At 70.9% G+C, this 26,558-nt stretch carries 31 protein-coding genes, 1 tRNA gene and 2 pseudogenes; 19 read left to right on the plus strand and 15 right to left on the minus strand.

Annotated elements, in window-relative coordinates; all coding sequences use genetic code 11:
• The first annotated feature begins 158 nt into the window (after positions 1-158).
• From ACFHWS_RS24835 to pheA, 5 genes are all read left to right on the plus strand, one after another.
• Positions 159-908 carry a hypothetical protein gene (locus tag ACFHWS_RS24835; RefSeq protein WP_416550778.1) on the plus strand — a complete coding sequence of 250 codons (750 nt, stop codon included), beginning with the start codon at positions 159-161 and terminating at the stop codon, positions 906-908.
• A 180-nt stretch (positions 909-1,088) separates the two neighbouring features.
• Positions 1,089-1,571: a hypothetical protein gene (locus ACFHWS_RS24840; protein ID WP_416550777.1), complete on the plus strand. Its 483-nt coding sequence runs from the start codon at positions 1,089-1,091 to the stop codon at positions 1,569-1,571.
• 39 nt (positions 1,572-1,610) lie between these two features.
• Entirely contained in the window at positions 1,611-2,009 is a 399-nt protein-coding gene (locus tag ACFHWS_RS24845) for an ACT domain-containing protein (RefSeq protein WP_416550776.1), read from the plus strand.
• Between the two features lie 4 nt (positions 2,010-2,013).
• Positions 2,014-2,613, plus strand: a complete 600-nt coding sequence (locus ACFHWS_RS24850) for a hypothetical protein (protein WP_416569208.1) — start codon at positions 2,014-2,016, stop codon at positions 2,611-2,613.
• A gap of 10 nt (positions 2,614-2,623) precedes the next feature.
• On the plus strand, positions 2,624-3,580 hold the full coding sequence (gene pheA, locus ACFHWS_RS24855; RefSeq protein ID WP_416550774.1) for a prephenate dehydratase: 957 nt from the start codon (positions 2,624-2,626) through the stop codon (positions 3,578-3,580).
• 58 nt (positions 3,581-3,638) lie between these two features.
• Here pheA and ACFHWS_RS24860 read toward each other — a convergent pair whose 3' ends face one another.
• The 3 genes from ACFHWS_RS24860 to ACFHWS_RS24870 form a co-directional block, all read right to left on the minus strand.
• Positions 3,639-4,331 (minus strand): AIM24 family protein, encoded by a 693-nt coding sequence (locus ACFHWS_RS24860; RefSeq protein WP_416550773.1) that lies wholly within the window; start codon positions 4,329-4,331, stop codon positions 3,639-3,641.
• An 83-nt stretch (positions 4,332-4,414) separates the two neighbouring features.
• The gene (locus tag ACFHWS_RS24865; RefSeq protein ID WP_278173063.1) at positions 4,415-4,768 is read right to left on the minus strand and encodes a metallopeptidase family protein; all 354 of its coding nucleotides are present in this window, start codon (positions 4,766-4,768) and stop codon (positions 4,415-4,417) included.
• A 174-nt stretch (positions 4,769-4,942) separates the two neighbouring features.
• On the minus strand, positions 4,943-5,374 hold the full coding sequence (locus tag ACFHWS_RS24870) for an OsmC family protein (RefSeq protein WP_416569209.1): 432 nt from the start codon (positions 5,372-5,374) through the stop codon (positions 4,943-4,945).
• Positions 5,375-5,448: 74 nt separating this feature from the next.
• Here ACFHWS_RS24870 and ACFHWS_RS24875 point away from each other — a divergent pair, with 74 nt between their 5' ends.
• The 5 genes and pseudogenes from ACFHWS_RS24875 (at position 5,449) to ACFHWS_RS24895 (ending at position 10,040) form a co-directional block, all read left to right on the plus strand.
• A complete protein-coding gene (locus ACFHWS_RS24875) occupies positions 5,449-6,399 on the plus strand; it encodes a hypothetical protein (RefSeq protein ID WP_416569210.1) in 951 nt (316 codons plus the stop codon).
• Between the two features lie 72 nt (positions 6,400-6,471).
• Positions 6,472-7,737 carry a serine--tRNA ligase gene (gene serS / locus ACFHWS_RS24880; protein WP_416550770.1) on the plus strand — a complete coding sequence of 422 codons (1,266 nt, stop codon included), beginning with the start codon at positions 6,472-6,474 and terminating at the stop codon, positions 7,735-7,737.
• A gap of 185 nt (positions 7,738-7,922) precedes the next feature.
• Positions 7,923-8,213 carry a hypothetical protein gene (locus ACFHWS_RS24885; RefSeq protein ID WP_416550769.1) on the plus strand — a complete coding sequence of 97 codons (291 nt, stop codon included), beginning with the start codon at positions 7,923-7,925 and terminating at the stop codon, positions 8,211-8,213.
• Between the two features lie 152 nt (positions 8,214-8,365).
• Positions 8,366-9,181: pseudogene (locus ACFHWS_RS24890) on the plus strand (HAD family hydrolase); the annotation flags it as partial.
• Between the two features lie 4 nt (positions 9,182-9,185).
• Positions 9,186-10,040 (plus strand): HAD family hydrolase, encoded by an 855-nt coding sequence (locus ACFHWS_RS24895; protein ID WP_416569211.1) that lies wholly within the window; start codon positions 9,186-9,188, stop codon positions 10,038-10,040.
• On the opposite strand, the gene ACFHWS_RS24900 is transcribed toward ACFHWS_RS24895, so the two are convergent.
• Positions 9,995-10,660: a bacterial proteasome activator family protein gene (locus ACFHWS_RS24900; protein ID WP_416569212.1), complete on the minus strand. Its 666-nt coding sequence runs from the start codon at positions 10,658-10,660 to the stop codon at positions 9,995-9,997. The genes ACFHWS_RS24895 and ACFHWS_RS24900 overlap by 46 nt on opposite strands.
• Before the next feature lie 226 nt (positions 10,661-10,886).
• Between ACFHWS_RS24900 and ACFHWS_RS24905 the strand changes: the two genes are divergently transcribed.
• Positions 10,887-12,092, plus strand: coding sequence for an ABC transporter substrate-binding protein (locus ACFHWS_RS24905; protein WP_416550766.1), 1,206 nt, complete (start codon positions 10,887-10,889; stop codon positions 12,090-12,092).
• A gap of 36 nt (positions 12,093-12,128) precedes the next feature.
• On the opposite strand, the gene ddaH is transcribed toward ACFHWS_RS24905, so the two are convergent.
• Positions 12,129-12,959, minus strand: coding sequence for a dimethylargininase (gene ddaH / locus ACFHWS_RS24910; protein WP_416550764.1), 831 nt, complete (start codon positions 12,957-12,959; stop codon positions 12,129-12,131).
• A 68-nt stretch (positions 12,960-13,027) separates the two neighbouring features.
• Between ddaH and ACFHWS_RS24915 the strand changes: the two genes are divergently transcribed.
• Entirely contained in the window at positions 13,028-13,495 is a 468-nt protein-coding gene (locus tag ACFHWS_RS24915; RefSeq protein ID WP_416550763.1) for an Lrp/AsnC family transcriptional regulator, read from the plus strand.
• 20 nt (positions 13,496-13,515) lie between these two features.
• Here ACFHWS_RS24915 and ACFHWS_RS24920 read toward each other — a convergent pair whose 3' ends face one another.
• Positions 13,516-14,601: a T3SS (YopN, CesT) and YbjN peptide-binding chaperone 1 gene (locus tag ACFHWS_RS24920; RefSeq protein WP_416569213.1), complete on the minus strand. Its 1,086-nt coding sequence runs from the start codon at positions 14,599-14,601 to the stop codon at positions 13,516-13,518.
• Positions 14,602-14,786: 185 nt separating this feature from the next.
• Between ACFHWS_RS24920 and ACFHWS_RS24925 the strand changes: the two genes are divergently transcribed.
• On the plus strand, positions 14,787-17,057 hold the full coding sequence (locus ACFHWS_RS24925) for an FdhF/YdeP family oxidoreductase (RefSeq protein ID WP_416569214.1): 2,271 nt from the start codon (positions 14,787-14,789) through the stop codon (positions 17,055-17,057).
• On the opposite strand, the gene ACFHWS_RS24930 is transcribed toward ACFHWS_RS24925, so the two are convergent.
• Both ACFHWS_RS24930 and mobA read right to left on the minus strand, forming a co-directional pair.
• On the minus strand, positions 17,035-17,295 hold the full coding sequence (locus ACFHWS_RS24930; RefSeq protein WP_416550759.1) for a DUF6457 domain-containing protein: 261 nt from the start codon (positions 17,293-17,295) through the stop codon (positions 17,035-17,037). The genes ACFHWS_RS24925 and ACFHWS_RS24930 overlap by 23 nt on opposite strands.
• Complete coding sequence (gene mobA / locus ACFHWS_RS24935; RefSeq protein ID WP_416550757.1) at positions 17,292-17,927, minus strand: molybdenum cofactor guanylyltransferase; 636 nt, start codon at positions 17,925-17,927, stop codon at positions 17,292-17,294. The genes ACFHWS_RS24930 and mobA overlap by 4 nt, the downstream gene beginning before the upstream one ends.
• A 116-nt stretch (positions 17,928-18,043) precedes the next feature.
• Here mobA and ACFHWS_RS24940 point away from each other — a divergent pair, with 116 nt between their 5' ends.
• Together ACFHWS_RS24940 and ACFHWS_RS24945 are read left to right on the plus strand one after the other, a co-directional pair.
• Positions 18,044-18,841, plus strand: a complete 798-nt coding sequence (locus ACFHWS_RS24940; RefSeq protein ID WP_416569215.1) for a DUF427 domain-containing protein — start codon at positions 18,044-18,046, stop codon at positions 18,839-18,841.
• A 77-nt stretch (positions 18,842-18,918) separates the two neighbouring features.
• Positions 18,919-20,637 (plus strand): glycosyltransferase, encoded by a 1,719-nt coding sequence (locus ACFHWS_RS24945; protein WP_416569216.1) that lies wholly within the window; start codon positions 18,919-18,921, stop codon positions 20,635-20,637.
• On the opposite strand, the gene ACFHWS_RS24950 is transcribed toward ACFHWS_RS24945, so the two are convergent.
• Positions 20,589-21,548: a sulfotransferase family protein gene (locus ACFHWS_RS24950; protein WP_416550752.1), complete on the minus strand. Its 960-nt coding sequence runs from the start codon at positions 21,546-21,548 to the stop codon at positions 20,589-20,591. The two genes, ACFHWS_RS24945 and ACFHWS_RS24950, sit on opposite strands and share 49 nt — an antisense overlap.
• A 211-nt stretch (positions 21,549-21,759) precedes the next feature.
• Here ACFHWS_RS24950 and ACFHWS_RS24955 point away from each other — a divergent pair, with 211 nt between their 5' ends.
• From ACFHWS_RS24955 to ACFHWS_RS24970, 4 genes are all read left to right on the plus strand, one after another.
• A complete protein-coding gene (locus ACFHWS_RS24955) occupies positions 21,760-22,746 on the plus strand; it encodes a glycosyltransferase family 2 protein (RefSeq protein WP_416550751.1) in 987 nt (328 codons plus the stop codon).
• Positions 22,747-22,925: 179 nt separating this feature from the next.
• Positions 22,926-23,294, plus strand: a complete 369-nt coding sequence (locus ACFHWS_RS24960; protein WP_416550750.1) for a hypothetical protein — start codon at positions 22,926-22,928, stop codon at positions 23,292-23,294.
• Between the two features lie 29 nt (positions 23,295-23,323).
• A complete protein-coding gene (locus tag ACFHWS_RS24965) occupies positions 23,324-24,169 on the plus strand; it encodes a transposase (protein ID WP_416569219.1) in 846 nt (281 codons plus the stop codon).
• Positions 24,125-24,200, plus strand: a tRNA-Lys gene (locus ACFHWS_RS24970). Before ACFHWS_RS24965 ends, ACFHWS_RS24970 begins: the two co-directional genes overlap by 45 nt.
• A gap of 256 nt (positions 24,201-24,456) precedes the next feature.
• On the opposite strand, the gene ACFHWS_RS24975 is transcribed toward ACFHWS_RS24970, so the two are convergent.
• The 6 genes and pseudogenes from ACFHWS_RS24975 to ACFHWS_RS25000 all read right to left on the minus strand — a co-directional run.
• Positions 24,457-24,678, minus strand: a complete 222-nt coding sequence (locus tag ACFHWS_RS24975; RefSeq protein WP_416569217.1) for a hypothetical protein — start codon at positions 24,676-24,678, stop codon at positions 24,457-24,459.
• A 247-nt stretch (positions 24,679-24,925) separates the two neighbouring features.
• Complete coding sequence (locus ACFHWS_RS24980; protein ID WP_416550748.1) at positions 24,926-25,042, minus strand: Imm1 family immunity protein; 117 nt, start codon at positions 25,040-25,042, stop codon at positions 24,926-24,928.
• A 24-nt stretch (positions 25,043-25,066) separates the two neighbouring features.
• The gene (locus ACFHWS_RS24985) at positions 25,067-25,204 is read right to left on the minus strand and encodes a hypothetical protein (protein ID WP_416550747.1); all 138 of its coding nucleotides are present in this window, start codon (positions 25,202-25,204) and stop codon (positions 25,067-25,069) included.
• Complete coding sequence (locus tag ACFHWS_RS24990; RefSeq protein ID WP_416550746.1) at positions 25,204-25,788, minus strand: hypothetical protein; 585 nt, start codon at positions 25,786-25,788, stop codon at positions 25,204-25,206. The genes ACFHWS_RS24985 and ACFHWS_RS24990 overlap by 1 nt, the downstream gene beginning before the upstream one ends.
• Positions 25,785-26,114, minus strand: a complete 330-nt coding sequence (locus tag ACFHWS_RS24995) for a hypothetical protein (RefSeq protein WP_416550745.1) — start codon at positions 26,112-26,114, stop codon at positions 25,785-25,787. The genes ACFHWS_RS24990 and ACFHWS_RS24995 overlap by 4 nt, the downstream gene beginning before the upstream one ends.
• A 77-nt stretch (positions 26,115-26,191) precedes the next feature.
• A pseudogene (locus ACFHWS_RS25000) lies at positions 26,192-26,558 on the minus strand (hypothetical protein); the annotation flags it as partial.

Below are 26,558 nucleotides of genomic sequence, written 5' to 3' on the forward strand. Positions count from 1 at the left end.
CCTATGGCAGTCGTTTGGCACCATCTGTTGAAAGAGTCGTGGGGTGAATAGGGCATTCATCCCTACTCACTCCGGCCTGGTGTCTTGCTTTAGTACCGGTGTCGCCACGTACGGTAGTTGGTAGTCCATCGTCCAGGGGACCTTTGCCGGAGGTCGTGATGACTGTCTTCCATGAGCGCCGCGTGCTGCCCGCCCAGCGGGCGCTGCCCCGACCGGATGAACGGGCGATGGAGGAGTCCGCACCTGGCACGTTGGAGGCCATCCGGCCGTCGCCGATGGAGTGGGCCCGACGCCGTCGGGCCGAGCGTGGCGCCAAGCGGATCGAGGCGGCCGGTGCCCGTGCGCTGAACCGTCTTGATCAGCTCGGCCCGTCCTGGCACGTGGTGAACTGGCCGCGTACCGACAGCCCGGACCGGGTGCTCGGGCTGGAGACCGCCGGCCGCGAGGAGCGTGCCGGGTTCCTGGCCATCGGGCCCAGCGGGCTCTTCGCGGTCACCGTCGTCGACCACGGCCGCAGCCGGGTCCTGGTCGCCGGTGACGTGGTGCAGATCAACGGCAAGCGACCGACGTACGTCGCCGAGGCCCGCCGGGACGCCAAGCGGGCGAGCAAGGCGATGTCCGCCGCGGTCGGGCACACCATCCCGGTCGCTCCGGTGCTCACCTTCGTCGGTTCCGGGGTGATCAGCGTGTACGGGCTGCCCAAGGAGTGCATGGTCACCACCCATCGGGAGCTGGATCGGCTGCTCATCGCCGGGGGCACCCGGATCAGTTCGGCCACCGCCGAGAAGCTGTACCAGGTGGCCCGGCACCCGGAGACCTGGCTGAACGCTCCGTACCGCTCGGCGACCGACTACCGGTGGTACGGGGCCGGCCGTTCAGCCGCTGACAAGCCGACCAGCCGGCGGTAGCCTTCGGGGCGAAGGCGCTGACGACCTCACTACGGCGTACGTCCCGCTGCCGACCAGCTTATGACGACTGCACCCGTTCACCCCGGTCTGTCCGATCCTGAGCCTGCTCGGCATCAGTCGACGGACCCGGCAGAGACCGGATAGCGTTGCTGTTGTCCGGTTGAGTCAGGGGAGGCGCGGGTGGCGCACGTCGAGCTCTCGATCTCGGAACCGCTGGTCCCTCAGGCCCGCGAGCCGATCGAGCCGATGCGCGTGGACAACTTTCAGCTGTGGGCGGCCACCGCCGCTACCGCGCTGGAGCCGTGTCTCGTCCTGCGCCAGGACCTGACCGTCGCCGCGATCTCCCGGTCCTGCTGCGACTTGCTGGGCCTCGGCGAACCCGGCCGGGTCGAAGGCCGGCCGCTGCTGGCCGGCCTGCGGCTGGTCGACTTCACCGCGCAACGCGGCGAGCTCGACGAGACCGAGATCGACAAGATCCCGCCGCTGCTCGCGCTCAGCTCCGGGCGGCTCGCCCGCGGCCTGCTGCGAGTCGACAGTGACGCGGCCACTGCCCAGGGCGACGGCACGGTGGACGCGATCGCCACCCCGGTGTGGACCGGCAAGAAGGTGACCGGGTCGCTGACCTTCTTCGCACCGATCACCACCGCGTACTCGGCCGGATGACCGGCCCGCCGGTCGACGCCTCTGCCGTACGCTGCCCTCATGCTCGACCTGGACTTGCTGCCAGCGGAGTACGCCGTCTGCCGCCTACCGGCCGGGTCCTCGCTGCCGGCCGAATACCTGGCCGGCCCCACCGCCGGGGTCGTCTCGGTCACCTGGACCGAGGACGAGGTGTCGGTGATCTGCCGCACCGACCGGGTGCCGCCCGGTGCCAAAGTCGAGACGCCGTGGCGCTGCCTGCGGGTGGTCGGCCCACTGGACCTCGCGCTGACCGGGGTCCTCGCGTCGCTCGTCGGTCCGCTGGCTGAAGCCCGGGTCAACATCGTGGCATTCTCGACCTTCGACACGGACTATCTGCTGGTGCCGACCGTCCGGCTGTCCGAAGCTCTGGCCACGCTGACCGGCAGCGGCCACCGGGTCGCCGGCGCAGCCGTACCATGAGTTGGTGCTGTCCGCACGTCGACGGTCCCGGGCCGGCAGCCGGCACCCCGGCCGGCGCGCCGGCTTCGGACTGCTGCTGATCAGCGCGGCACTGCTCGGCGTATCGACGGTCGCCGGTTGCGGTCGGCCGCCCGGGGTCGACGCCTCAACGGCGGACGCGGCGCCGGCGCCGGCACTGACCGGCACATCGCCGCCGACCGCACCGCCAGGTACGCCCACGCCGACGCCGGCCAACCCGCCGTCGGCCACCCCGAGCAGCTCCCCGACGGCCGACGGCTTCCCGGTGGCCGTCGCCGTCGACTGCGCCGGGCGGCCCACCGCCGCCCAGGTGGTGGCGCTGCTGCGCCGCACCGACGGGCTGCTACCAGCCGGCGCCCAGGTCAGCGTGCCGGTGGCACCCCGGTGCGCCGGCAGTTGGCAGTACACGGTGGTGCAGATCCCGTCCCGGGAGCCGTTGCAGGTGGTCACCGAAGGGTCGCCGACCTCGTTCACGTTGGTCACCGCCGGTACGGACGTCTGCGTCATCCCGGTCCGGGTCGTCGCGCCGGCCGGGATCCGTACCCTCGCCTGCGAGTCGGTGCCGATCCCGCCGACCACTCCGTAAGCTGGCCGGCATGTCCGTCCCTGCGCCGACCCGATTCGCCTTCCTCGGCCCCGAGGGCACCTTCGCTGAGCAGGCCCTGCTGACCATCCCGGCGGCCCGGCAGGGCGAGCGGGTCGTGGCCCGCAGCGTGCCGGAGGCGCTCGACGCGGTCCGGGCCGGCAACGTCGACGCGGCCCTGGTGCCGCTGGAGAACTCGGTCGGCGGAGCGGTCGGCGTCACCTTCGACGAGTTGACCAACGGCAAGCCGCTCGTGATCACCCAGGAGGTGGTGCTGCCGGTCGACTTCGTGCTGGCCGCACCCGCCGGCACCACGTTGGAACAGGTCCGCACCGTCGCCGCCCACCCGCAGGCGTCCACCCAGTGCCGGTCCTGGCTCCGCCGGCAGGTGCCGAACGCCGCCGTGGTCGACGTACTGTCCAACGGCGCGGCGGCCGTCGGCGCGGCGGCCGGTGAATACGACGCGGCGATCTGCGCGCCGATCGGCGCCAGCGGCCACCGACTGACCGTGCTGGCCGACAAGATCGCCGACCACGTTGACGCGGTGACCCGGTTCGTCCTGGTCCGGCGCCCCGGACCGCCGCCGGCCCCGACCGGCGACGACATCACCACCCTGGCGGTCTACATCGCCCACGACCGGGTCGGCGCCCTGCTCGCGGTGCTGATGGAGCTGGCCGTCCGGGAGGTCAATCTCACCCGGATCGAGTCCCGGCCGACCGGGGAGGCACTCGGCCGGTACGCCTTCTTCCTGGACTGCTCCGGGCACGTCGCCGACGACCGGCTCGGCGACGCGCTGCGCGGGCTCCGCCGGGTCTGCGCCGACGTACGGTTCCTCGGCTCCTACCCGCGGCACGACTGGCCGCCGGCGGCCGGCGCCCGCACCACGGGCGGGCCGGCCGGCCGGCACGACGACGAGTACGCGCAGGCAGCCGCCTGGCTGGCCCGGATCCGCGCCGGCCAACTGGACTGAGCCGACCGGACACCGCCAACGGGGTCAGTCACCCGGCGCGTCCCGCGCGTCGGTCGGGCTACTGGGGGACCTGGCCGGCGCCGCGCACCGGCGGCTCCTCGGACGGCTGGACGATCACGAAGCCCTGGCCGGCGAAGCTCATCGTGAACGCCTCCCCGGTACGCCGGCCGAGCAGCGTACCGATGCCCAACTGTTCGGCCCGGTGGTAGCCGGTCTGCAGGCTGGCCGACCAGCAGACGGCGGCCTGCGGGTCGACGTAGGTCGGCTGGTCGACGGAGAGCACGACCGGAGTGCCCTTGGTGGTGATGGCCAGCCGTCCCTGCCCGGTGAAGACACAGTTGAACAGGCCGGAGGAGGAGGCGAAGCCCATTCCCTGGACCATCCGGATGTCGTACTGGAGCGTGGAGTCGAAGGCCAGCACGCTGGAGCCGTTGATGGACAGCGCGTCGCCCGGCTCCAGATCGATCAGGTGCACGTCGGCGGCCTCGTTGGCGAGGAACACGTCACCCTGGCCGGTCAGCTTCATCAGCGGTACGCCTTCGCCGGTGAGCTTCTGCTTGATGAAGTTGCCGAGACCGCCGGAGCCGAGCGCCTGGAACTGCACGTGGCCCTGGTAGGCGACCATCGAACCGGTCCGGGCCATCGCTTCGCCGTTGAGCTCGATCTTCAGCAGTTTGGAGTTCTGCAGCCGCAGCCCGGGCTGGGCGGACTCCTTCTCCAGGTGATCGGCGGAGAACAGGGCACTGCGCATGGGTTCCTCCTGGTCAGGTTGATCGACCGAAGGGTAGGTAACCCGCGCAACCGCACGTCATCGCCCGGCCGGACCATCCTTGGTCAACCCCAGCCCAGATCGTGTAGCCGTTCGTCGTCAATGCCGAAATGATGGGCGATCTCGTGCACCACGGTGATCGCGATCTCGTCGACCACGTCGGCCTCGGTCGCGCAGATCCGCAGGATCGGGTGCCGGAAGATGAGAATCCGGTCCGGCAGTACGCCGGCGTAGTCCCAGCCCCGACTGGTCAGGGCGTGTCCCTCGTACAGACCGAGCAGCTCCGGCTCGCCCGGCGGGGTCTCGTCCTCGACCAGGATCACCACGTTGCTCATCAGCCGCAGCAGCTCCGCTGGGACCTCGTCCAGCGCCTCCCCGACCAACTCCTCGAAGCGCTCGCGGCTCATGTCGACCGGCATCGGTCCATTCTGCCGCACACCGGCTCCCCGGGGCGTTTTCCGGGCCTGCCGGGTATCGATCACCGGGCTTGCTTCGGTATCGATCCCGGGCTCGTCCAGACACCGGCGAACGTGAGATCGGTCGACGGCGCCGGACAAGCCCAGGATCGTCAGGGTGGCGTCGTGGGCGGGCGGTCAGACGGAGAGGCTGGCGTTCAGGGTGATCTCGGCACCCGGCGACAGCAGGCGGGAGATCGGGCAGTTCGCCTTCGCCGCCTCGGCCAGCTTCTGGAAGGTCTCCGGGTCGACACCGGGTACCTCGCCCACCGTCTCCAGGTCGATCCGGGTGACGGTCATCCCGGAGTCCGTCTTGTCCAGGTGCACACTTGCGGTGGTCTGCACCGACGTCGGGGTGAACCCGGCGTCCGCCAGACCCTTCGAGAACGCCATCGAGAAGCAGCCGGCGTGGGCGGCACCGATCAGCTCCTCGGGGTTGGTGCCCTCGCCCTCATCGAAGCGGGACCGGAACGAGTAGTTTCCTTCGTACCCGCCTTTCCCGGTGCGGATAGTGCCAGAACCCTCGGTCAGATTGCCCTGCCAGCGGGCAGATGCGGTACGGATAGGCATGGGCATGACGCTAGCTCACCTCGATGCCCGACGCGACGATGCCCGTGCAAGGTCACCGAGGAGGCTCGGACCCGATGCCCGACGACGGCCGCCGTACCGGCGCGGAACCCGCCCTGCCCCGCCCGCCGGCCGACCAGCCGGCGGTGATCGAGCTCGGCGGCGACGACACCCCGCTGGCCGACGGCCCAGGTCCTGGGTCCGAACCGAGCCCTGGCCCCGGCAGGTGGACCGTCGTCGCTGAGCGGCTGTCCGGCGCGACCGCCGCGACCGTCGACCGGGCCCGTGCCGCTGCCGTAACCCGGTTCGGCTCGGCTGGCCGCGGCAACCTGCCGAGCCTGCTGCTCGCCGCCGTCGGGGTGCTCGCCGCAGCCGGCTCGCTCGGCGGCGTGTGGCTGACCTTCGAGATCCCCGGAACCGACGTCGGAAACGGCGGTCCCTATGCCGCCGCCGTGCGGCTCGCCGAACTCGGTGCTTTCGGCACCGGGTACCTGCTCGGTCTGCTGGCGTTGCTGGTCTGTGCGGCCCTGACACTGTTCGGCTCCCACCGCAACCGCCCCGACACCCGGATCGCCGGGCTGACCATCGGTGCCGGGCTGGTCGCCCTGCTGGTCACGGTGATGCTGAACGGCGACGAGCTGATCCGATCGTCGTTGCAGGTTCCCGCCGAGATGGAGGTGCTGGTCAGCCGTGGTACGGCGGTGACCGCCGGCCTGGTCGGCGTCGGCGCGTTGCTGCTGGCGCTGTACCTGGCCGGGCGGACCGCGGCCGGCCGTAGCGGGACCACTGGGAGTGGCGGTGCCGACATCGAAGGCGGTGTCGACCATGGTCGGGGGCTCGACGGGAGCGAACGACCCGCGACCGGCGACCCGGCGGGTCCGGCGCCCGCCCCGACCGACCTGCCGTGGCGTCGGCCGCGGGACACCGCTCCGGAACCGGGCGGGGGTGCACCCGCCGATTTGACGGTCGGGCCGACCGCCCCGTTCGTCCGGCCGGACAACCCGCCGCACCAGACACCCCACTGGTGAGGACGCACCGCTGGCGAGCCGGCCGAAAACCTGCGCGCGGGCCGACGCGGTGGGCCGGTATCGTTGACTTCCGTGATCGATCTCCGACTGCTCCGTGACGACCCGGACCTCTTCCGTGCCAGCCAGCGTGCCCGCGGCGAGTCCGAGTCCCGGGTGGACGATCTGATCGCCGCCGACGAGACGCGCCGCGCGGCGGTGCAGGCCTTCGAGGCGCTGCGCGCCGAGCAGAAGCAGCTCGGCAAGCGACTGCCCCGGGCGGAACCGGCTGAGAAGGCCGAGCTGCTGACCCGTACCAAGGAGTTGTCGGCCCAGGTGAAGGCGGCCGAGACCGCCGCCACCGAGGCCGAGCAGACGCTGCGCCGGGCGCAGTTGGCCTTCCCCAACCTGATTGAGGTCGGCGCGCCAGCCGGCGGCGAGGACGACTACGTCGTCCTGCGGGAGGTCGGTGAGCGCCCCGACATCGACGCACCCCGCGACCACCTGGCGCTCGGTGAAGCGCTCGGCGCGATCGACGTCGAACGAGGCGCGAAGGTCTCCGGCAGCCGCTTCTACTACCTGACCGGCGTCGGCGCGCTGCTGCAGCTCGGTCTGCTGCAGCTGGCCATCGCCCAGGCCGTCGAGTACGGCCTCACCCCGACGATTACCCCGGTGCTGGTCAAGCCGGAGTCGATGGAAGGCACCGGCTTCCTCGGCGAGCACGCCAGCGAGATCTACCGGCTCGAAGCCGACGACCTGTACCTGGTCGGCACCAGCGAGGTGCCGCTGGCGGCATACCACTCGAACGAGATCCTGACCCTCGACGGGCCGGTGCGCTACGCCGGCTGGTCGTCGTGCTTCCGGCGGGAAGCCGGCTCGTACGGCCGGGACGTGCGTGGCATCTTGCGGGTGCACCAGTTCGACAAGGTGGAGATGTTCTCCTTCTGCCCGCCGGAGCAGGCCCATGACGAGCACCTGCGGCTGCTCGCCTGGGAGGAGGAGATGCTGGCGAAGGTGGAGATCCCCTACCGGGTGATCGACGTCGCCGCCGGCGACCTCGGCACCAGCGCGGCCCGCAAGTACGACTGCGAGGCGTGGGTGCCGTCGCAGGGCCGCTACCGCGAGGTCACCTCCACGTCGAACTGCACCACCTTCCAGGCCCGCCGGCTGAACATCCGCTACCGCGACGCTGACGGTCGTAGCCAGCCGGTGGCCACCCTCAACGGCACCCTGGCGACGACCCGGTGGCTGATCCCGATCCTGGAGAACCACCAGCAGCCGGACGGCTCGGTACGGGTGCCGAAGGCACTGCAGCCGTACCTCGGCGGCCGCGACGTCCTGGAACCCCTGGCCACCGCCTGACGTCCCGCCCTGCCAAGGGAGCGACGGGTGCGGCGTTCACCAGTCGAGGTGCCGTTCCGGCATTTGCCGGTCGACCAGTCCGACGTCAGGTACCGGCACGGCCCCGACTCGCTACGCCAACCTGGTGTCCCGGCTGGCCGGACCATCGAGTCGACCGGACAGACAGCGCCATCTACCCGGGTACGGTGCGCAAGTTCTGGGTGCACCTGCCGGCGCATTCACAGCCGACACAGCCGGCGGCGTTGTTGGTGTTCCAGGATGGCTGGTGGTACCTGGATCCGGCCGGCGGGGTGCGGGGCGCGATCGTGCCGGACAACCTGATCCAGCACGGCGACATCCCGCCCACGGTCGGCGTCTTCGTCGACCCCGGGGTCATCACTGACGATGGTGCTGGCGTTGACGGTGCTGGTACTGGCACTGGCGGCGGTGGAGGCACCGCGTTCGGGCCGGTCCGGCGGTACCTGATCATGCTCTGACGTCGGACACCGATGCCTGGTCAGTGTGCACGCGGTCGTCGCTTGGAAGTCATGGTCAGGTCACGGTATGCGAGGTACGGTTGCTGCCCCGTCGACCGAGGAGATCATCGACCACGGAGATCGTCGACCACGGGGGGATCAAGGAGGACAGCATGCCGCGCCCCGGTCTACCCAAGTTGATCGCGACCGACCTCGACGGCACTCTGGTCCGCAGCGACGAGACCGTCTCCGCGTACACCCATGAGGTGCTCGACCGTGCCCGCGACCTCGGCATCCCGGTCGTCGGGGCGACCGGCCGCGGACCAAGGCTGATGGAGTTGACCCGCAACGACATCCGAGCCGCCGACTACTTGGTGATGGCCGGCGGCGGGCGGGTGGTCGACCAGAGCGACCCGACCGGCGTACGGGTGCTGCGCGACGAGCGGCTGCCCGCCGACGTGCTGGCCCAGCTGATCACCGAGTTGGAGGCGGCAGTCGGTCCGCTGATCGTAATGGTCGAAGCGTCCGACGAGCACGAGGCGCCGCTGTGGGGCGACTTCGACCCGCAGTGGCGCTACCCGGAGCGGTTCGAGGCTCGTACCCGGGAGCAGTGCCTGGCCACCGACGTGATCAAGGCGTTCGCCCGGACGCCGTCGCACGACGTGGACGCGCTGCTCGCCGCCGCGGTGCAGGTCGTCCCACCGACGCTGGCGACGGTCACCCAGGCCGGGCTGGGCTTCATCGAGATCTCTCCGCCCGGTGTCGACAAGGCCAGCGGTCTGGCGGTCGTCGCGGAGTCGCTCGGCGTCGACCCGGCGGACGTGCTGGTCTTCGGCGACATGCCCAACGACCTGCCGATGTTCGCCTGGGCCGGGTGGTCGCGGGTGGCGGTGTCGAACGCCCATCCGGCAGTACGCCGTGCCGCCGATGAGGTTACACTGCGTAATGATGATGACGGCGTAGCGATTTACCTCGACCGGCTACTGTCCGGAGATGGAAGTGCATCCACGTCTGGTCGCCACCGACCTCGACGGGACACTGCTGCGGCCCGATAAGTCGCTCAGTGCCCGGACCGCCGCCGCGCTCGACGAGTTCCAGCTGCGCGGCGGGCAGGTGGTGCTGGTCACCGGCCGGCCGGTGCGCTGGCTGTCGGCCGTCTACGAACAGCTACAGGCCCCGGTGCCGGCGGTCTGTGCCAACGGTGCCGTGGTCTACGAGCCGCGTACCGACACCGTGCTGCGCGCCGACCCGCTCGCCCCGGAGATCATGGCCGAGGTCGCCCGGCGACTGCGCGCCGAAGTCCCGGATGTGGTCTTCGCCGTCGAGGTGGAGGATGGCCGGTTGATGCGGCACGGCATCGACTGGCCGGCGCACTGGAACAGCGATCACCCCACCGCCCGGCAGGTCACCGACTCGACGGAGCTGCTCACCGCGCCGGCGGTGAAACTGCTGGCCCGCAGCAGCCACGATGACCCGGAAGTGTTCGTCCGGATCGTCGCCGGAGCGCTCGCCGGGCTGGCCGAGGCCACCCACTCGTCGAAGTCCGGGTTGGTGGAGATCTCAGCTGCCGGGGTCACCAAGGCGGCCGGGCTGGCCTGGCTCTGCGCCCGTTGGCAGATCGGCGCCGCCGACGTGGTCGCCTTCGGCGACATGCCGAACGACGTCCCGATGCTGACCTGGGCCGGGCAGGCGGTCGCGGTGGCGAACGCCCACCCGACGGTGCAGGAGATCGCGGACGCGGTGACGGCGTCGAACGCCGACGACGGGGTGGCTGCCTACCTGGAGCAGTTGCTGGCGCAGAGTCAGAGGTACTGGCCGGTGCGGGTGCTGCCGCCCTCGCCCGGCTGACCGGCCTGACCCGGCATGCCAGGGATCATCCCACCTGGGCCGACCGGCAGTGCCGGCCGCCCGCCGGAACGCATCTGCTCAAGCTGCAGCCGGGCTGCCATCTGCTGGGCCATCAGCGCCGCCTGGATGCCGTGGAACAGCCCTTCCAGCCAGCCGACCAACTGGGCCTGGGCGACTCGCAGTTCACTCTCACTCGGGGTGGCGCCGTCCTCGAACGGCAGCGAGATCCGGGCCAGCTCCTCGCGCAGCTCCGGTGCCAGGCCGTCCTCCAGCTCGGTGATGGAACGCCGGTGGATCTCGCGCAGCCGCTGCCGGCTCGCCTCGTCGAGCGGGGCGGCGCGGACCTCCTCCAGCAACTGTTTGATCATGCTGCCGATCCGCATCACCTTGGCCGGCTGCTCGATCAACTGCGACGGGTCTTCCGGGTCGACCGGCTCGTCGCCGGCACCGGTGGCCCCGCTGGTGCCGCCGGGGGCACCGGTGCCGGCACCGCCGGCGTTCACCGTGCCGACCGGTCGCCCGTCCGGGCCGACCACCACCACCGCGCCGGGCCGGCCAGCCGCCGGGCCGGACTCGTTGGTCTCTTCCGGGGAGCCTGACGTCTCGGTCATAGGCTCCATCTTGACGCAGCACCAGGGCCGGCCGCTCGCCGGTCCCCGATCACGCCGCCCGTAGGTCCCCCCCCGATCACGCCGCCCGTCGGCGGCGTGAACCGGCAGATCACCTAGCATTGACTGGACGCAGCCGAGCGGGTAGAACGCCGAGTGGACTGTTGACCAGCTCGCCACCGTCGGCGTACTCCACCTGCGCGACCGACCGTCGTATCCATGGGAGAGGACCACCCCTGTGCCTCACATCGACCGCCGGCAAGCCCTGAAGCTGCTGGCCGCGCTCGGCGCCACCGGGCTGGCCAGTGCCTGCAGCGTCGGCGCGGGTGACGACTCGAACGACGACGACGGCCTGGTCAGCGACCGGCCAGTACGCATCGGCCTGATCGTCCCGCAGACCGGCGGTTACAAACCGATCGGCGACGAGATGCTCAACGGCTTCCAGCTCTACCTGGACACCCACCAGCAGCGGCTGGGTGGCCGCCCGGTCGACCTGGTGATCGCCGACGAGGGGGAGACCCCCGAGTCCGGGCGGGCGGCGGTCGACTCGCTGCTCCAGCAGCAGGTGCTGGCGCTCACCGGGGTGGCCAACTCGGCGGTGATGCTCGCCATCCGGGACGCCGTGGAAGAGGCCCGGGTGCCGTTGATCGGCTCGAACGCCTCGCCACGCAGCCTGCAGAGCGTCGTCTACATCTGGCGTACCTCGTACGTCGCCGACGAGCCCGGCCTCGCCCTCGGCGGTTACCTGGCCCGAGAGGTGTCCGCCAACGGCGAGGTGGCGATCGTCGCCGCCGACCAGCCCGCCGGCCGCGACGTGGTGCAGGGGTTCCGGGAAAGCTTCGGCGCCAGCGACGGGCGGATTTCCGGGGCGGTCATCTGGGCCAATGCCACCCCGAATCCAGGTCGGGACACCTTCGTCGAGCCGATCCAGGAGGTGATCCTCCGGGATCCGGAGGCGGTCTACTGCCACTTCACCGGCTCGGCGGCGGTCGAGTTCATCCGGCAATTGCGCGACGCCGGCTTCGAAGGTCCGATCTACGGTCCGGGTTTCCTCACCGAAGGCAACGTCATCGACCAGTTGGGTGAAGAGGCGAGCGGTATCGTCACCGCTCTCAACTACTCGGCCGACCTGGACAATTCGGCCAACCTGCAGTTCGCCACCGGTTACCGCAAGCGGTACGGGGCGTCGCCGACCACGTACGCGATGTCGTCCTACGACGCGGCCCAGGTGCTGGACAAGGCGATCCGGTCCGCCGGACCGAGTTTCTCGTCCCAGGAGCTGAACCTGGCGCTCGGCCGGGTGGGGCAGATCGACAGCCCGCGTGGGCCGTGGCAGTTCAACCAGCCGCGTACGCCGCAGCAGAAGTGGTACCTGCGTGAGGTGCTGCGCGACGGCCCAGTGCTGTCGAACGTGCTGATCACCGAGCTCGCCACGCTGGGCTGAGCGCCAGGCACGCGCTGGGCTGAGCTGGAGCCGTGGTCAGCCGCGTAGTTCGGCGACGCAACACTTCACGCTGCCGCCGCCCTTGTGCAGCTCGGTGAACTCGACCGGCAGCGGCTGGTAGCCGGCGGTAGCCAGCTTGTCGGCCATCCCGGTCGCCTCGCTGTTGACCACCACGTGCCGGCCGTCGCTGATCAGATTCAGCCCGAAAGCCAGCGCGTCGGACCGGTCGGCGATCACCGCCCCGGGGAACAACTGCCGGAGCACCCGCTGTGACGCGGGGGAGAAGGCCTGCGGGTAGTAGACGACAGTCTCGTCGTCGAGGGCGGCCAGCGCGGTGTCCAGGTGGTAGAAGTGCGGGTCGACCAGGCGCAACGACACGACCGGCCGGCTCAGCGTCTCCTGGAGCCGGCGGTGCGCGTCCGGGTCGGTACGGAACCCGTAGCCGGCGAGGATCGTGCCGCCGTACGCTCCCGGCAGGTAGGTGAAGTCGCCTTCGCCCTCGTTGGCCTCGGTGGGCCGCACGTACCGCCAGCCGAGCTCCTCGTAGAACTCCCGATGCGCGATGGCCTCCGCGGCCCGCTGCGGGTAGGTGAACCGGGCACCGAAAACGGTGCGGTCGACCGAGAATGCACCGTTCGCGGCGAACACCATGTCGGGCAGGTCGGCGCGGGCCGGCAGCAGCCGGACCTGGTGCCCGATACCGGTCAGCGTCTCGCGTAACCCTTCCCATTGTTTGACGGCGAGTTCGGTGTCCACCGGCAACTGCGGGTTCATCCACGGATTGATCGCGTACTCGACTGCGAAGTGCTCCGGCGGACACATCAGGTACGTCCGGGGCTGCCCGGCGGCAGCGCGCACGTGGGTCACGGGTACCAAGAGTAGGTATGCTGTCACACAGTAAAAAGTCTTGATCGTTGCGCCTGAAGGACTAAACGTTGCAGATCGACGCCGTGGACCAGCGAATCATTGCGTCGCTGGTGGCCAACGCCCGTTCGTCCTACGCGGACATCGGCGCCCGGGTGTCGTTGTCCGCCCCGGCGGTCAAACGCCGGGTCGACCGGCTGCGGGCGGCCGGGGTGATTCGCGGCTTCACCGCCGTCGTCGACCCGTCCGCCGTCGGCTGGACCACCGAGGCGTTCATCGAACTGTTCTGCACCGGGCGGACCACACCGGCCCAGATCGCGGCGGCCACCCGCCAGCACCCGGAGGTGGTCGGGGCGTACACGGTAAGTGGTGAGGCAGACGCCCTGGTGCACCTGCGGGCAGCCGACATCGCGCATCTGGAACAGGCCCTCGAACGGCTGCGGGCCGAGTCGTTCGTCACCGCCACGAAGAGCATGATCGTGCTCTCCCGGCTGGTCGACGCACCGCCGCCGGTCGCCGTGCCCGACCCGCTGGCCTGACCGGCAAGTGCCTGACCGGTTCAGAGGTACATGCCGGTGCGGTGGTCCCCGGTGTCGCCCCGGGACGGCTTGTCCCCGTCGCCAAAGAACCGCTTGCCACCGAACTCGCCATGCAACCGGTCGTCCAACTCGTCGGCGAGACCGGTCATCACCTGCACCGCGAGCATCAGATGGGTGGGCTGGAAGTTGCGGCCGAACACCGGTACGGACGCCCACACCGTGTCGTTGGTGCAGTACAGCCGCCCGATCGGCATCCGGTTGGTCAACTCGGACAGCTTCACGTACAACTGCTCGGTCGGCTCCACCTCGGTCAGGATCGGCGAGAAGACGTCCACCAGCGGCGGATTGTCCCGGATCCGGACGAAGACCATCGCCGAGCCGGCCCGGATCCCGATGTCGCCGTCAGCGTCCACATGCAGATGCTCCGGGGTGCTGCGCATCATCGTCGCGACCACCGTACGAACCCGCTCGTCGAGCGGCAGCGCGTCACCCGGACCGTCGTCACCGTCCCCCGGCACCGGGTCGCCGGTCGGCAGCCCGAGATGGTCGTCGAGGGACGCCGCCGGTCGGGCGGTGCCGAGCGGCTCGACCTCGATCGGCGAGTCGCTGTCGTCGCCCACCGAGTAGACGACGAAGGCCGGATGCGGGGCCCCGTAGACCTGGCGCAGCGTATGGGTGATCACGGAGGCCAGCCGAGCGACGTCCTTGGTCGTCGTGGCCAGCCCGAAGTTGTCACCGCAACCCGGCACCACTCCGGGCGGCGACCAGCCGAGCGCGACCAGTTCGGCGACGGCGTCCCGGTCCATCCGGTAGTCCGGCGGCAGTGTGGCGTTGCTCACCGCCGACGCGGTCAACCGGTCCTGCAGGCCGATCGAGACATCCACCGAGTAGATCGCGTCGCCGGTGCCGGACGCTGTCGGATCGAGCGTGAGCTCCACCTGTGCGCCGGCCGGCAGCGTCGGCAGCATGGCGGCCATCGCGGCGGCGAAGTCCCGCCACGCCTGGGTCACCTTCTCCCGCAGGTCGGCCGTGCTCGGCTCGTCGAGCAGGAGCGGCTCGTGCGCCGCCGGCTGACTCCCGGACGCCTGATCCCCTGATGCCGGCACCTGCTCCCCCACGATGATCAACTCAGTCCCGTTGTGCGCACACCCTACCCAGACGAGCCACCACACCGGCTAGCCCCGGTTGCCGTCGGATAACCGGCACTGGCCGATCGCAGTTCGCCGTACCGCCGTTGGCCTGCGCCTTTTGGACGTAGCCGGCGGATCGCAGCACGTGAGAAGGTGGCAGCATGGCCCGTTCCGCCCCCCGAGACGACGCCGGCGACCGCGACCTGCGGGTCGACCAGCCGGCGACCAGCGCGGCCGGACTGCCGGGCGTCACCCACGCGCTGCGCGCCGGCGTCGCTCAGATGGGCGTACGCCGTACCGCGCTCACCCTGGCGCGGGTCAACCAGCCCGGCGGCTTCGACTGCCCCGGCTGCGCCTGGCCGGAGCCGGCCGCGCAGCGCCGCGCGCACGCCGAGTTCTGCGAAAACGGTGCCAAGGCGGTCGCCGAGGAGGCGACCCTGCGCCGGGTCACCCCGGAGTTCTTCGCCGAGCACCCGATCAGCGAGCTGGCCACCCGATCCGACCACTGGCTCGGCCAGCAGGGCCGGCTCACCCACCCGGTGATCCGCCGACCCGGCGCCGACCACTACACCCCGATCGGCTGGGACGACGCGTTCCGGCTGATCGGCGACGAACTGCGGGGCCTCGACTCGCCGGACCAAGCCGCGTTCTACACCTCCGGCCGCACCTCAAACGAGGCCGCCTTCCTCTACCAACTGTTCGCCCGGTCGCTGGGCACCAACAACCTGCCGGACTGCTCCAACATGTGCCACGAGTCGTCCGGGGTGGCGCTACTCAGCACCATCGGCATCGGCAAGGGCTCGGTGACCCTGGCCGACCTGCACCGGGCGAAACTGATCGTCGTCGTCGGGCAGAACCCGGGCACCAACCACCCCCGGATGCTGTCCGCGCTGGAGCGGGCCAAACGGGACGGCGCCACCATCGTCGCCGTCAACCCACTGCCTGAAGCCGGGCTGATGCGGTTCCGCAACCCGCAGCGCGCCGGCGGTCTGATCGGGGCCGGCACCCCGCTGGCCGACCACTTCCTGCAGATCCGCATCGGCGGCGATCTGGCGCTGTTCCAGGCGATCGGCGCGCTGCTGGTCGAAGCCGACGCCGTCGACACCGACTTCGTCGACAGCCACACCAGCGGGTACGCCGAGTACCGCGCCGCCCGCGCCGGGCTCGACTGGTCGGCGGTGACCGCCGCCACCGGGCTGTACAAGGCACAGATCGTCGAGGTGGCGAAGCTGTTCGCCGCCTCCGACGCGACCATCGTCTGCTGGGCGATGGGGCTGACCCAGCGGCAGGACTCCGTCGACGCGATCCGCGAGATCGTCAACGTGCAACTGCTGCGCGGCATGATCGGCAAGCCCGGGGCCGGTCTCTGCCCGGTGCGTGGACACTCCAACGTGCAGGGTGACCGCACCATGGGCATCTGGCACGAGCCGCCGGCCTGGCTGCCGGCGCTCGGCCGGCGACTCGGCGTACCGATGCCGACCGCGACCGGGCTGGACACGGTCGGCGCGATCCGGGCGATGCGCGACGGCGAGGTAGGCGTCTTCATGGCCCTCGGCGGCAACTTCGCCGCTGCCAGCCCGGACACCGACGTGACGGTCGCCGCCCTGGCGTCGTGCGCGTTGACCGTGCACGTGTCGACCAAACTGAACCGCTCGCACACCGTGCCCGGCGCGACCTCGCTGATCCTGCCCTGCCTGGGCCGCACCGAACGGGACCGGCAGGCCGGCGGCGACCAGTTCGTCACCGTCGAGGACTCGATGTCGGCGGTGCACGCCTCCCGGGGCCGGCTCGCCCCCGCCTCCGACCAACTGCTCTCCGAGGTGGCGATCGTCGCCCGGCTGGCCCGCGCCACGCTGCCCGACTCGCCGGTGCCGTGGGAGGCGTACCAGGCCGACTACCGGACGATCCGGGCGACCATCGCCGAGACGGTGCCGGGCTTCGCCGACTTCGAACGCCGGGTCGCCGAGCCGGACGGATTCGTGCTGCCGCACCCGCCCCGGGACCGGCGGACCTTCGCCACCGCGTCCGGCAAGGCCGCGTTCACGGTCAGCCCGCTGACCGTGATCGAGGTGCCGCCGGGCCGGCTGCTGCTGCAGACCATGCGCAGCCACGACCAGTACAACACCACGATCTACGGGCTCGACGACCGCTACCGCGGCATCCGGGGCGGGCGCCGGGTGGTCTTCGTCCACCCGGACGACCTGACCGCACTCGGCTTCACCGACGGCGACCAGGTCGACCTGGTGTCGGAGTGGTCGGATCAGGTCGAGCGCCGGGCCAGCGCCTTCCGGGTGGTGAGTTACCCGACGGCGCGCGGCTGCGCGGCCGCGTACTTCCCGGAGGCGAACGTGCTGGTGCCGCTGGATTCCACCGCCGCAGGGTCGAACACCCCGACGTCCAAGCAGATCGTCATCCGCCTGGAGCCGGCCTGACCTCGCCGGCACCGTAGGCACGAGCCAGGGCGGCCAGCCGGGCACCGGCCTCGACCGGGTCGGCGCCACGGCCGACGGCCAACCCCAACAGGTACGCGGTGACCGGCGCACCCGGGCGCAGCACGTTGTGCGCCACGTCGCGGGCCAGGTCCAGCACCACCGGCACCGGCACCTCGCCGGGGTCGAGCCCGAGTTCGGCGGCGGCTGACGCCACCCAGCTCGTCATCGTGTCGCTCATCGCACCCACTCCCGTGCCTGCCGGACATCCTGGTCGGTGTCGCAATCGAACCACGGCGCCGCGCCGGCGCCGGACCAGGTCACCTCGGCGACGGACAGGCCGCCGAACAGCGCCCGCATCGACGCCCCGACAAGGCCGCCGCCGCGCTGCGCGGCGAGCCGGTCGACCGCCGCACGCAGCCGCTCGGTACGCCACACACCGCAGAGCAGTTGCCGCCGGCCGGTGGCGTCGACGTAGAGCGCCCCGTCGACACCACCCGCCCGTACGGTCCGCGTCAGCAGGTCCACCGCATCGGCGGTGAGCAGCGGCAGGTCGCCGGCGAGCAGCGCGACCAGGCCGGCCGGCTCCGCGAACGCGGCGGGACCGGTGCGGCCGGCGGCCTCGGCGAGTGCGGCGAGGCCGGCGGCCGTGGCGGCGACCGGACCGGCCCCGGGCGGCTCCTCGCGTACCGCCAGGACACCCGGCGGCGGGTCGGCCAGCGGGCCGACGACGACGCGCGGGTCGGCGCCCGCGACGGCGGCCAGCACCCGGTCCCGCATGGCTACCCCACCCACCGGTACGTCCGGTTTGTCGACGCCGCCCATCCGTCGGGCCGCGCCACCGGCCAGCACCACCGCCGCGAATCCGGTCACGTCGCCGACGGTACCGCGAGGTGAAACCTGTCGGTGCGGTTGACATCGAAGCCGGCCGGCCGGCGGGAAACATCCAGCCCTCGATGATCGTTGCCGGTGGTATGGATGATTCCGGGGTGAGCGGACCCGACACCGGCAGTGAGACGTCCCACGCCGGCCCGGCCCCGGGCCGGCGTGGCACGGTCCGGGTGGAACCGGGCCAGAAACGGGTCCGGGTGTACCTGCACGGCGAGGTGGTGGCCGACACGACCGCCCCGCTACTGGTCTGGGAGAAGCCCTACTACCCGACCTACTACCTGCCGGCGGCGGACGTCCGCGCGACACTCGTCGCGACCGGTGCCACCGATCGGTCGCCGAGCCGTGGCACCGCCGAGATCCTCGACGTGGTCACCGGGGACGGCCGGACCGCCGCCGGAGCCGCCCGCCGCTACCCCGACTCACCGTTGAAGCAGCTACGCGACGCGGTACGCCTGGACTGGGCGGCGATGGACGAGTGGTTGGAGGAGGACGAGCCGGTCTACACGCACCCGCGTGACCCGTACACCCGGGTCGACATTCTGGCCAGCAGCCGGCGGGTGCGGATGGAGCTGGACGGGGTGACGCTGGCCGACTCCGGCTCCTCCCGGATCCTGTTCGAGACCGGGCTGCCGCCGCGCTACTACCTGCCCCTGACCGACCTGCGGCGGGACCTTCTGGTGCCGTCGCAGACCCGCACCCACTGCCCGTACAAAGGGACCGCCGAGTACTGGTCGGTGCGGCTCGGCGAGCGGACGTACGACGACCTGGTCTGGATCTACCGCGCGCCGTTGCCGGAGAGCCAGAAGATCGCCGGTCTGGCCTGCTTCTACAGCGAAAAGGTCGACCTGTACGTCGACGGCGTCGCCCAGCAACGGCCGCGTACGCAGTTCAGCTGAAGCCGGCGCGACACCCCGCCGGCCGTACGTGCGGTGCGTGTCGTCCGGTGGTCACCTTCCCCTGCTAACTTCTGCCCGTGGCGCAGGCAGACGGATCAACCACAACGGACGGGTCCGGGACACTCGACGGATCCGGGGCAGTCCGGCAGCCGGCGGGCGTCGTCCCACGGGTCGTCCGCAACGACTGGTCGTCGGTGGCCGTACCCGATCTGGACAGCTGGCGGCCCACGATGACGGTGAGCGTCGTCATCCCGGCCTTCAACTGCCAACCCACGCTGGATCTGACCCTGGCGTCGTTGAGCCGGCAGACGTACCCGGCAGACCTGCTCGAGGTCGTCGTGGCCGACGACGGCTCGGACCCGCCGTTGACCCTGCCCGAGGTCCGGCCGGCGCGGACGAAGATCGTCCGGGTCGGTGCCGGCGGCGAGGCTGGTTGGGGGCGGGCCGCCGCCCTGCGCTGCGGCGTCGCGCACAGCACCGGCGAGATCCTGCACTGGCTGGACGCCGACATGATCGCCTTTCCCGAGCATGTGGCGGCCCAGGTCCGCTGGCAGCATGTGCTGCCGTACGCGGTCACCCTCGGCTACAAGCGCTTCGTCGACCCGGACGGCGACGGGCGGTGGCCGTCGGCGGAGACGGTCGCGCGGACGCTGGCTCGCGGCGCGGCAGCGGACCTGTTCGGTGGCAACCCCGGTGAGCCGCACAGCTACGTCGAGCGGTACGTCAACCAGACCGACCAGCTGCGCATCGCCGACCATCATGCGTTCAAGATCCACGTCGGCGCGACCGCCGCGCTACGCCGCGACCTGTACCAGCGGGCCGGCGGGTTCGACGCGCAGCTGCGGCTGGGCGAGGACACCGAGTTCGGCTACCGGCTCGCCCAGGCGGGTGCCGTGTTCGTGCCGGAGCCGGCCGCGCGGAGCTGGCACCTGGGGCGCACCCACGTGATGCGCGCCCGCAGAGAGATCGCCCGCTGGAACCGCCCGTTCTTCGCCGACCGGATCCCGTACCCACGCAGCTGGCGCAAGGTGGGCGGGACATCCTGGTCGGTCCCGCTCGTCGAGGTGGTCACGGCAGTCGGTGACCAGCCGCTGGAACGGGTACGGGCGGCCGTCGACTCGGTGCTGCGCGGCAGCGAACACGACATCCGGGTCACTCTGGTCGGCCCATGGGATCAGCTCGACGACGCGCGGGTACGGGTGCTCACCGACCCGCTGCGCGACCTGCGACTGATCGCCGCGACCTACCGGGGTGAACCACGCGTCCGGCTGGCCACCGAGCGGCCCGGCAGCGTCTTTCCCGCGCCGTACCTGCTGGACCTGCCGGCCGCGTACGGTCTGGCACCGGACGCCCTGCGACGCCTGATCGACGTCGCCGACCGCCACCAGGCCGGTGTGGTCCGGGTTGACGTCGGCGAGCCCGGAGCGGACCCGGCGCGGGAGGCCGGCGTACGGCTGTGGCGGACTGCGGCGCTCAGCCGGGCGCGCTGGGTGCGCTCCGCCGACGAGCCGCTGTTCGACGCGGTGACCTCGGTGTACGGGCACCGCGACGTGCCTGCCGAGGAGGTCGGCGTCGTGGACCTCACCGGGTTCGAGTTGGCCGACCTGGCGAACGGCATACCCCGGCCGTCCCGGCGTCGCCGGGCATCCGCCGCGCTGGTGCCGACCACGGTCGAGGTGGCCGGCGTACGGTCGCTGGCCAAGGCGACGGTGGTGGTCGCCTGGATGGCGGGCCGGCGGGTACGGGCTCAGTGGGCCGGGTCGGTGGTGCGGCGCAGAGCCGGCCACAGCGGGTAGCGGTAGCGGGGCAGCAACGGCATCGACACCGTGGTCGAGATCAGCCGTTGGCCCCGGGCCTGCTGGTCGATCCAGCGATCGTCCAGTTTCAGCGACACCTCGCCGGCGCGGAACCGGCTCGGGTTGCCGGAGACCGTGTGGTTGGGCCGCAGTCGCACGGTACGTCGGTCGACGAACGGCCCGCCGGCCGGCGGCGAGACGACCTCCTCCGGCAGGCCGACGAAGCGGAGCAGACCTTCGACGGTGCCCCGGGGCTCGATCATGAAGTCCTCGTACCGCAACCGTCGGTGCCGGCCGGGAAAGGCGCGGGCGGTCCGCTCGATCAGCAGGTTCCAGCCGAGCCACAGCCGGCTGCTTTCGGCCGGGCTATGGTGGTGGGTCAGGCCGGGGGTCGAGGCATCGTGGTGGGAGGTCGTCCGGGACCAGGAGTACGCCACCGCTCGCGGGTCGCGCACCACGTGCAGCAGGTACGGCTGCACGCCGGCGACACCCGACAGCATCGCGGCGTCGGCGGGCGACTTGGACGAGTCGACGATCAACGTGGCCCCGGTGACGTCCGCGACGGCACGGTAGAGCGAGGCCATCAGCCGTCGGTAGCGCTCGACGTCGGGGCCGGGCCGGGCACGCAGTAGGGCGGGCGTGTGGCGGACCCGCAGCGCGCGCCGCTGCAGCGCGTACACCTCGGCGGCCGACGGCGGGTCGTTCCCGTACGCGGCGCGGAGGATCTCCTGCCAGAGCGGGCATTCGGGGACCGGGACGCCGCAGCCGCACGGCCGGCGCTGCTGCAGCCCGCGTAGCCAGAGGTAGGTGAGCTCACCGACGGTGAAGACCGACTCGTACGAGTTGAGAATGTTGTCCAAGATGGTGGTGCCGCTGCGTCCCCACGCCGCGATGAACAGAACCTTGGTCACACCGCTCCCTCCACAGGCTGCGGCCGGAGTCTAGCCAGGGTGCGGTGCCGATCCGGTCCACTCCTCGGGCCTCGACAAGCCAGGCGCCGGGGCCGGATGCCGGGTCGGCGCCGGTGCGTCGTCCGATCGCCGAGGGTGTTCCCGACCCGTACGGATGATGACTACCCAGATTTCACCCAACGGTCGCTCACGGTCGCCATCGTCAGGCGTGATGTCCGATACCCCAGCCGTCAGTGTGGTCATCCCGACCCGCAACCGCCCGGACCTCGTGACCCGCGCCGCTCGCAGCGCCTTGGCGCAGAGCGTCGAGGAGATCGAGGTGATCGTCGTGGTTGACGGGCCCGACGCGGCGACCCGGTCCGCGCTCGACGCGGTCGCCGACGCCCGGCTGCGGGTGGTCGAGCTGCCGGCCAGCGGCGGCGCGCCGGCGGCCCGCAACGCCGGGGTACGGCAGGCCCGCGCGCCCTGGGTGGCGCTGCTCGACGACGACGACGAATGGCTGCCGCACAAGCTTGCCGCCCAGCTCGACGTGGCCCGCGTGGCGTGCGCGCCGCTGCCGATCGTCGCCAGCCGGCTGGTCAACCGGACCCCACGGGCCGAGTTCGTGATTCCCCGGCGGCTACCGGATCCGGGTGAGCCGCCGAGCGAGTACTTCACCGTCCGGCGCGGACTGTTCCACGGCGACGGTTTCATCCAGACGTCGACGATCATGGCGCCGACCGAGCTGTTCCGCCGGGTGCCGTTCGATCCGACGGTGCCCCGGATGCAGGAGCTCGACTGGTCGCTGCGCGCACTGAGCCACGACGACGTCGCGCTCACCTTCGCCGACGAGCCGCTGGTCATCTGGCATCAGGATGAGAACCGGCCACGGATCAGCCTGGACTCGCCGTGGCAGGCACAGTTCGAGTGGCTGCGGCGCAGCCGTCCGCTGATGACGCCCCGCGCGTACGCCGCGCTCACAATGAGCGTGATCAGCTCGATGGCGGCACCGACCCGCAGTGGCAAGGTCTTCGCGACACTGCTGCGTGAGGCGCGCCGGCATGGGCAGCCGGGTACGTTGGACTACCTCACGTTCACCCAGATCTGGCTGATCCCGCCGGACCTGCGCCGTACTGTGCGGGACATGATCCTCAAGCGCCGCCGCCAGGCGCAGCCCGAGCAGCCGGCGGGCATTGAAACGGACGCGCTCCAGCGGTAGCTCCGCTTCACCCACCAGCCTCCCCCAGTCAGCGGGAGAATTAGGTCATCGAGGCCGGTAAGGGAAAGATGCACCTGGCCTGCAAGGATGTGAGTGTCGAAGTCATATCCATAGCAGAAACCGGTGCACCTTTCCGGTGAGTAAGAGTACGGGATGGGCCACACGGTTTGCGGGTAGCCGTGGGCGGCAAGGGTCTGGTCGGGCACGCGGGCGCGGTACTGCTACGGCAGTGCGCGGACCGGACCGGTCTGACCTCGACGTTGAACAAGGTCCTGCCGCGCGGGAGCGGGCCGGGGTGGTGGGACCGGGGCACGGTGCTGGTCTGTCTGGCGACCGCGATCGTGCTCGGCGCGACGAGCATGTCCGACATCGGGCTGCTGGCGCGTCAGGCCCTGCTGTTCGCGGATCCGCCCTCGGAATCGACCGTCCGCCGCGCCCTGGCAGGGTTGGACGAGACATCGCTGCGCCGGATCGCCACCGCGCGGGCGAAGGTCCGCGTCCGGGTGTGGGACCTCCTCGCCCGCCGCCCGCAGGGGTTCCGTGGCTGACCGTGGCCGGGAAACCCTTGATCGGATGGGTGGTCATCGACATGGACGCCACGTTGATCACCGCACACAGCGACGAGCAGGGCGCGGCCGCCACGTTCAAGAAGGGCTACGGACACCACCCCCTCGGCGCGTGGTGCGCCAACACCACGGAAAGCCTGGCCATGCCGCTGCGCCCCGGCAACGCCGGATCGAACACCGTCAGCGACCACATCCGGGTACTCGACGACGCGATCGCCCAACTACCGGCGTCCTACCGGCGGAAGATCCTGATCCGCGTCGACGGCGCCGGCGCCACCCACGACCTCATGACACACCTGGAGCGGCTGAACCGGACACGACGCAACGTGCGCTTCACCGTCGGCTGGGCCATCACCGACGCCGACGAGACCGCCATCGCCCGGCTACCCGAGACCGCGTGGACCGACAGCCTCGGCCAGGACGGCACCGCCACCACCGGACAGGCACACACCGCCGAGCTGACCGGCCTCGACCAGCGCCTCGACAACTGGAACACCGGGCTACGGCTGATCGTGCGACGCACCAGACCCTCGGCCCGGCACGCGAAGAACCTCACCGCCCTGGAACGATCCACCGGCTGGCGGTACGCGATCGTCGCCACCGACATCGGTCGCCTCGGACGGGTAGCCGGCTCGCACCAGCCACAATGGCTCGACGCCCTGCACCGCGCCCACGCCCAACCTGCGACTGAGGACACCAGATCGCCCGACGCGTCACCGGACGTCACCCGTCAGCCGCGACAGCCCCAGACCCGGGCAGCAGACGGGCGGGTGCAGAAGCCGCGGCCAGGCGGAGTAGGGTTGGCCCTTGACGGGCCGTTAGCTCAATCGGCAGAGCTGAGGACTTTTAATCCTTAGGTTCTGGGTTCGAGTCCCAGGCGGCCCACCACATGACCTGGGAAAATAGCCACCAGTCGATGGCTGATCTGTTCTTTATCCGGCCAAATTCGTCGGATATGACCCGCTATGCGGGGAGCACCCAGCGAACACCCAAGACGCCCACGACCGCGTCGGCGTCGACGGCTGCAGCCCGGACTACAGGGTGTGGTATCCAGGGCGGGGGGGTTGGGGGAGGCCGGGCCGGGTGACCATGCTCGCCGCCGGGTGCAACCCGGCCATTCCGGGCGGCTTCATGTAGAAGTTCGTCAACTACCGGCTGCGGTTGGTCGTGGTCGGCGATGGCCGCACCGCTGGCGCGCGCCCTGTCCGCTGGCCCGGTCCTTCAGCAGTTCCAGGTACCGCTCGTCGTCGGGCGTCCGGTTCACGCGTAGAGACGCCAGCCGCTGGGTGCGGAGCCGGTTGGCGACCTGCGCGTCGACGATCGGCGCGGCGTTCGGGTCAGCGATGCCATCGACGGCCGTGGTCATGAACAGCCGCGTGGTGAAAGAACGCCCCGCCGGTACGCGACGGGTCGGCCGTCGGTGTGCAGCCTGGGCCTGACCGCCCACAACGCCCGTGTGCCGGGCGGGGCTGGTGGACCCGAACGGTTGTGAGCCCGAGGTGCTCGACGCGGCCTGTCATATGCTGCGCTCGGGCGGCGCTGCACCATCTCCATGTCGATCTCCCGCAAGAGTCGATCGCGCCGCCCCAACCCCTTCCCGGCATCACCCCGGGTCATTGGTGCTCTGCCTGCCAGGTGAGGCAGGTGGGTCGGCGGCCTGTGGCGGCGTATTCGGCGACGGCGCGGCCGGGGTCGGGCAACGGCTCGCGGTGGCCGTGGTAGTCCGTCATCACCGCAGTCAAAGGTTATCCCCTCTATCGGTCGGTCGGGCCGTCTGGCTGGCGGCCGAGGCGTCTGGCTGTCTGGTCGATCAGCGTGTCGGTGAGGTCGTGCAGGAATGCGAGCGCCGTGTCCGTCTCTGCGGTGGGTGTCAGCGCCTGCACGTACGACATCACGACCAGGTTCTCGTCGCGGACGAGGTGAGTGATGTCGATCTGGGTGGCTCCGAGGCCGCCGCCGGTGGTGCTGCTCGCGTCCAGGTCTTCGACGGTTTCGCGAACGATATTCCGCTGTCCTCCCACCAGCCGGTGAGGTCGGCGGTGGTGGTGCCGGGTGTGGTGTCGTCCCACAGGTCGATGTAGCGGACGGCGTCCTGGTTGTACGCCTCGACCGCGCCTGGAACGTCGTCGTAGACCCGGACCTGTATTCCGCCGACGGGTTTGAAGCCGCCGAGTTTGGTGGTGAAACGCCCGTCGGTGGCGTGGGCGACGTAGATGCAGTTCGCAAACCAGTGGGTCCGTCCCACGCTGTAGGTCGTGTGGTGGTCCCGGGCGGGAGCGAGGGTGAGCCCGAATCGCCGGAACAGGTCCTCCGACCGCAGCCGGCTGCACAGGTTGAGGGGCATCTCGTCATACGGCGGTGTCGGGTCGGGCCGCGGGTCCTCGGTGTCGGTCCCGCACCCGCCGGCGACGCTCACGAGTACGGCGGCGGCCAGACACGCGGCGAGGATGCCCCGTCTACTGGTGGTGGGGTTCATCGCCGCTCCTCGGGAGGGGTGTCCAGGGTGAGGGAACAGGTGACCAGTCGGTGGTCCGATGGCGGCGGCTGGCCGGGGTCGGGTAGGTGGACGCGGTAGGTGCCGGGCAGGACGTGGGGTGTCATGGCGTCGTTGGCCAGGAGCCAGTCGATGAGCAGACCGCCGCCGGGGTCGATGCCGGGGTTGACGGTCGGCGCGATCGGCTGGGTGGGATCGGCACGCCATGCCATTTCGGCGACGGAGTGCAGGCCGCAGCCGTTGGTGCGCTGCCGGGTGGTGGCGTCCCAGTCGCCGATGAGGTGGTCGACCGCGCGGGTGTCCGGCACCCACGTGCCGTCAGAGGCCAGTTCGGAAGATTACGTCCTTTTCGGGGCGAGAGTGAATACTCCGGGTTCGTCTTCGGTCAGGACGCGGCGGTTGACCATGCGTTTGAGCTTCGCGCGGGTGCCTTCGACGTGCTTCGGTGAGGGTTCGACGCCGAGTGCGAGCAGATGCCCTTCGCCCGCATTCCGGCGGGTGCGGCGGCGAGGACTTCCAGGATCTGCTGGTAGGGGGTGCTGGCGATCGTCGGGTCGTCGGCGGTGAACTCGGTGGCGGCGAGCGTGCGCAGGGTGGTGCGGGTGGTGGCCAGGGCGGCCAGTTCGCTGTCGACGCGGCCGAGTTCGGCGGTGAGTGTGGCGATCTGGTCGCGTTGGTTGATATTTCTGTATTGGGTGGTGCGGCGGGCGTGAGGGAGTCGCCGATCACGTGATCGGCTTGCTCCGAGGGTG

The organism is Micromonospora sp. LOL_013 (genome assembly GCF_048060315.1).
GTDB lineage: Bacteria > Actinomycetota > Actinomycetes > Mycobacteriales > Micromonosporaceae > Micromonospora_E.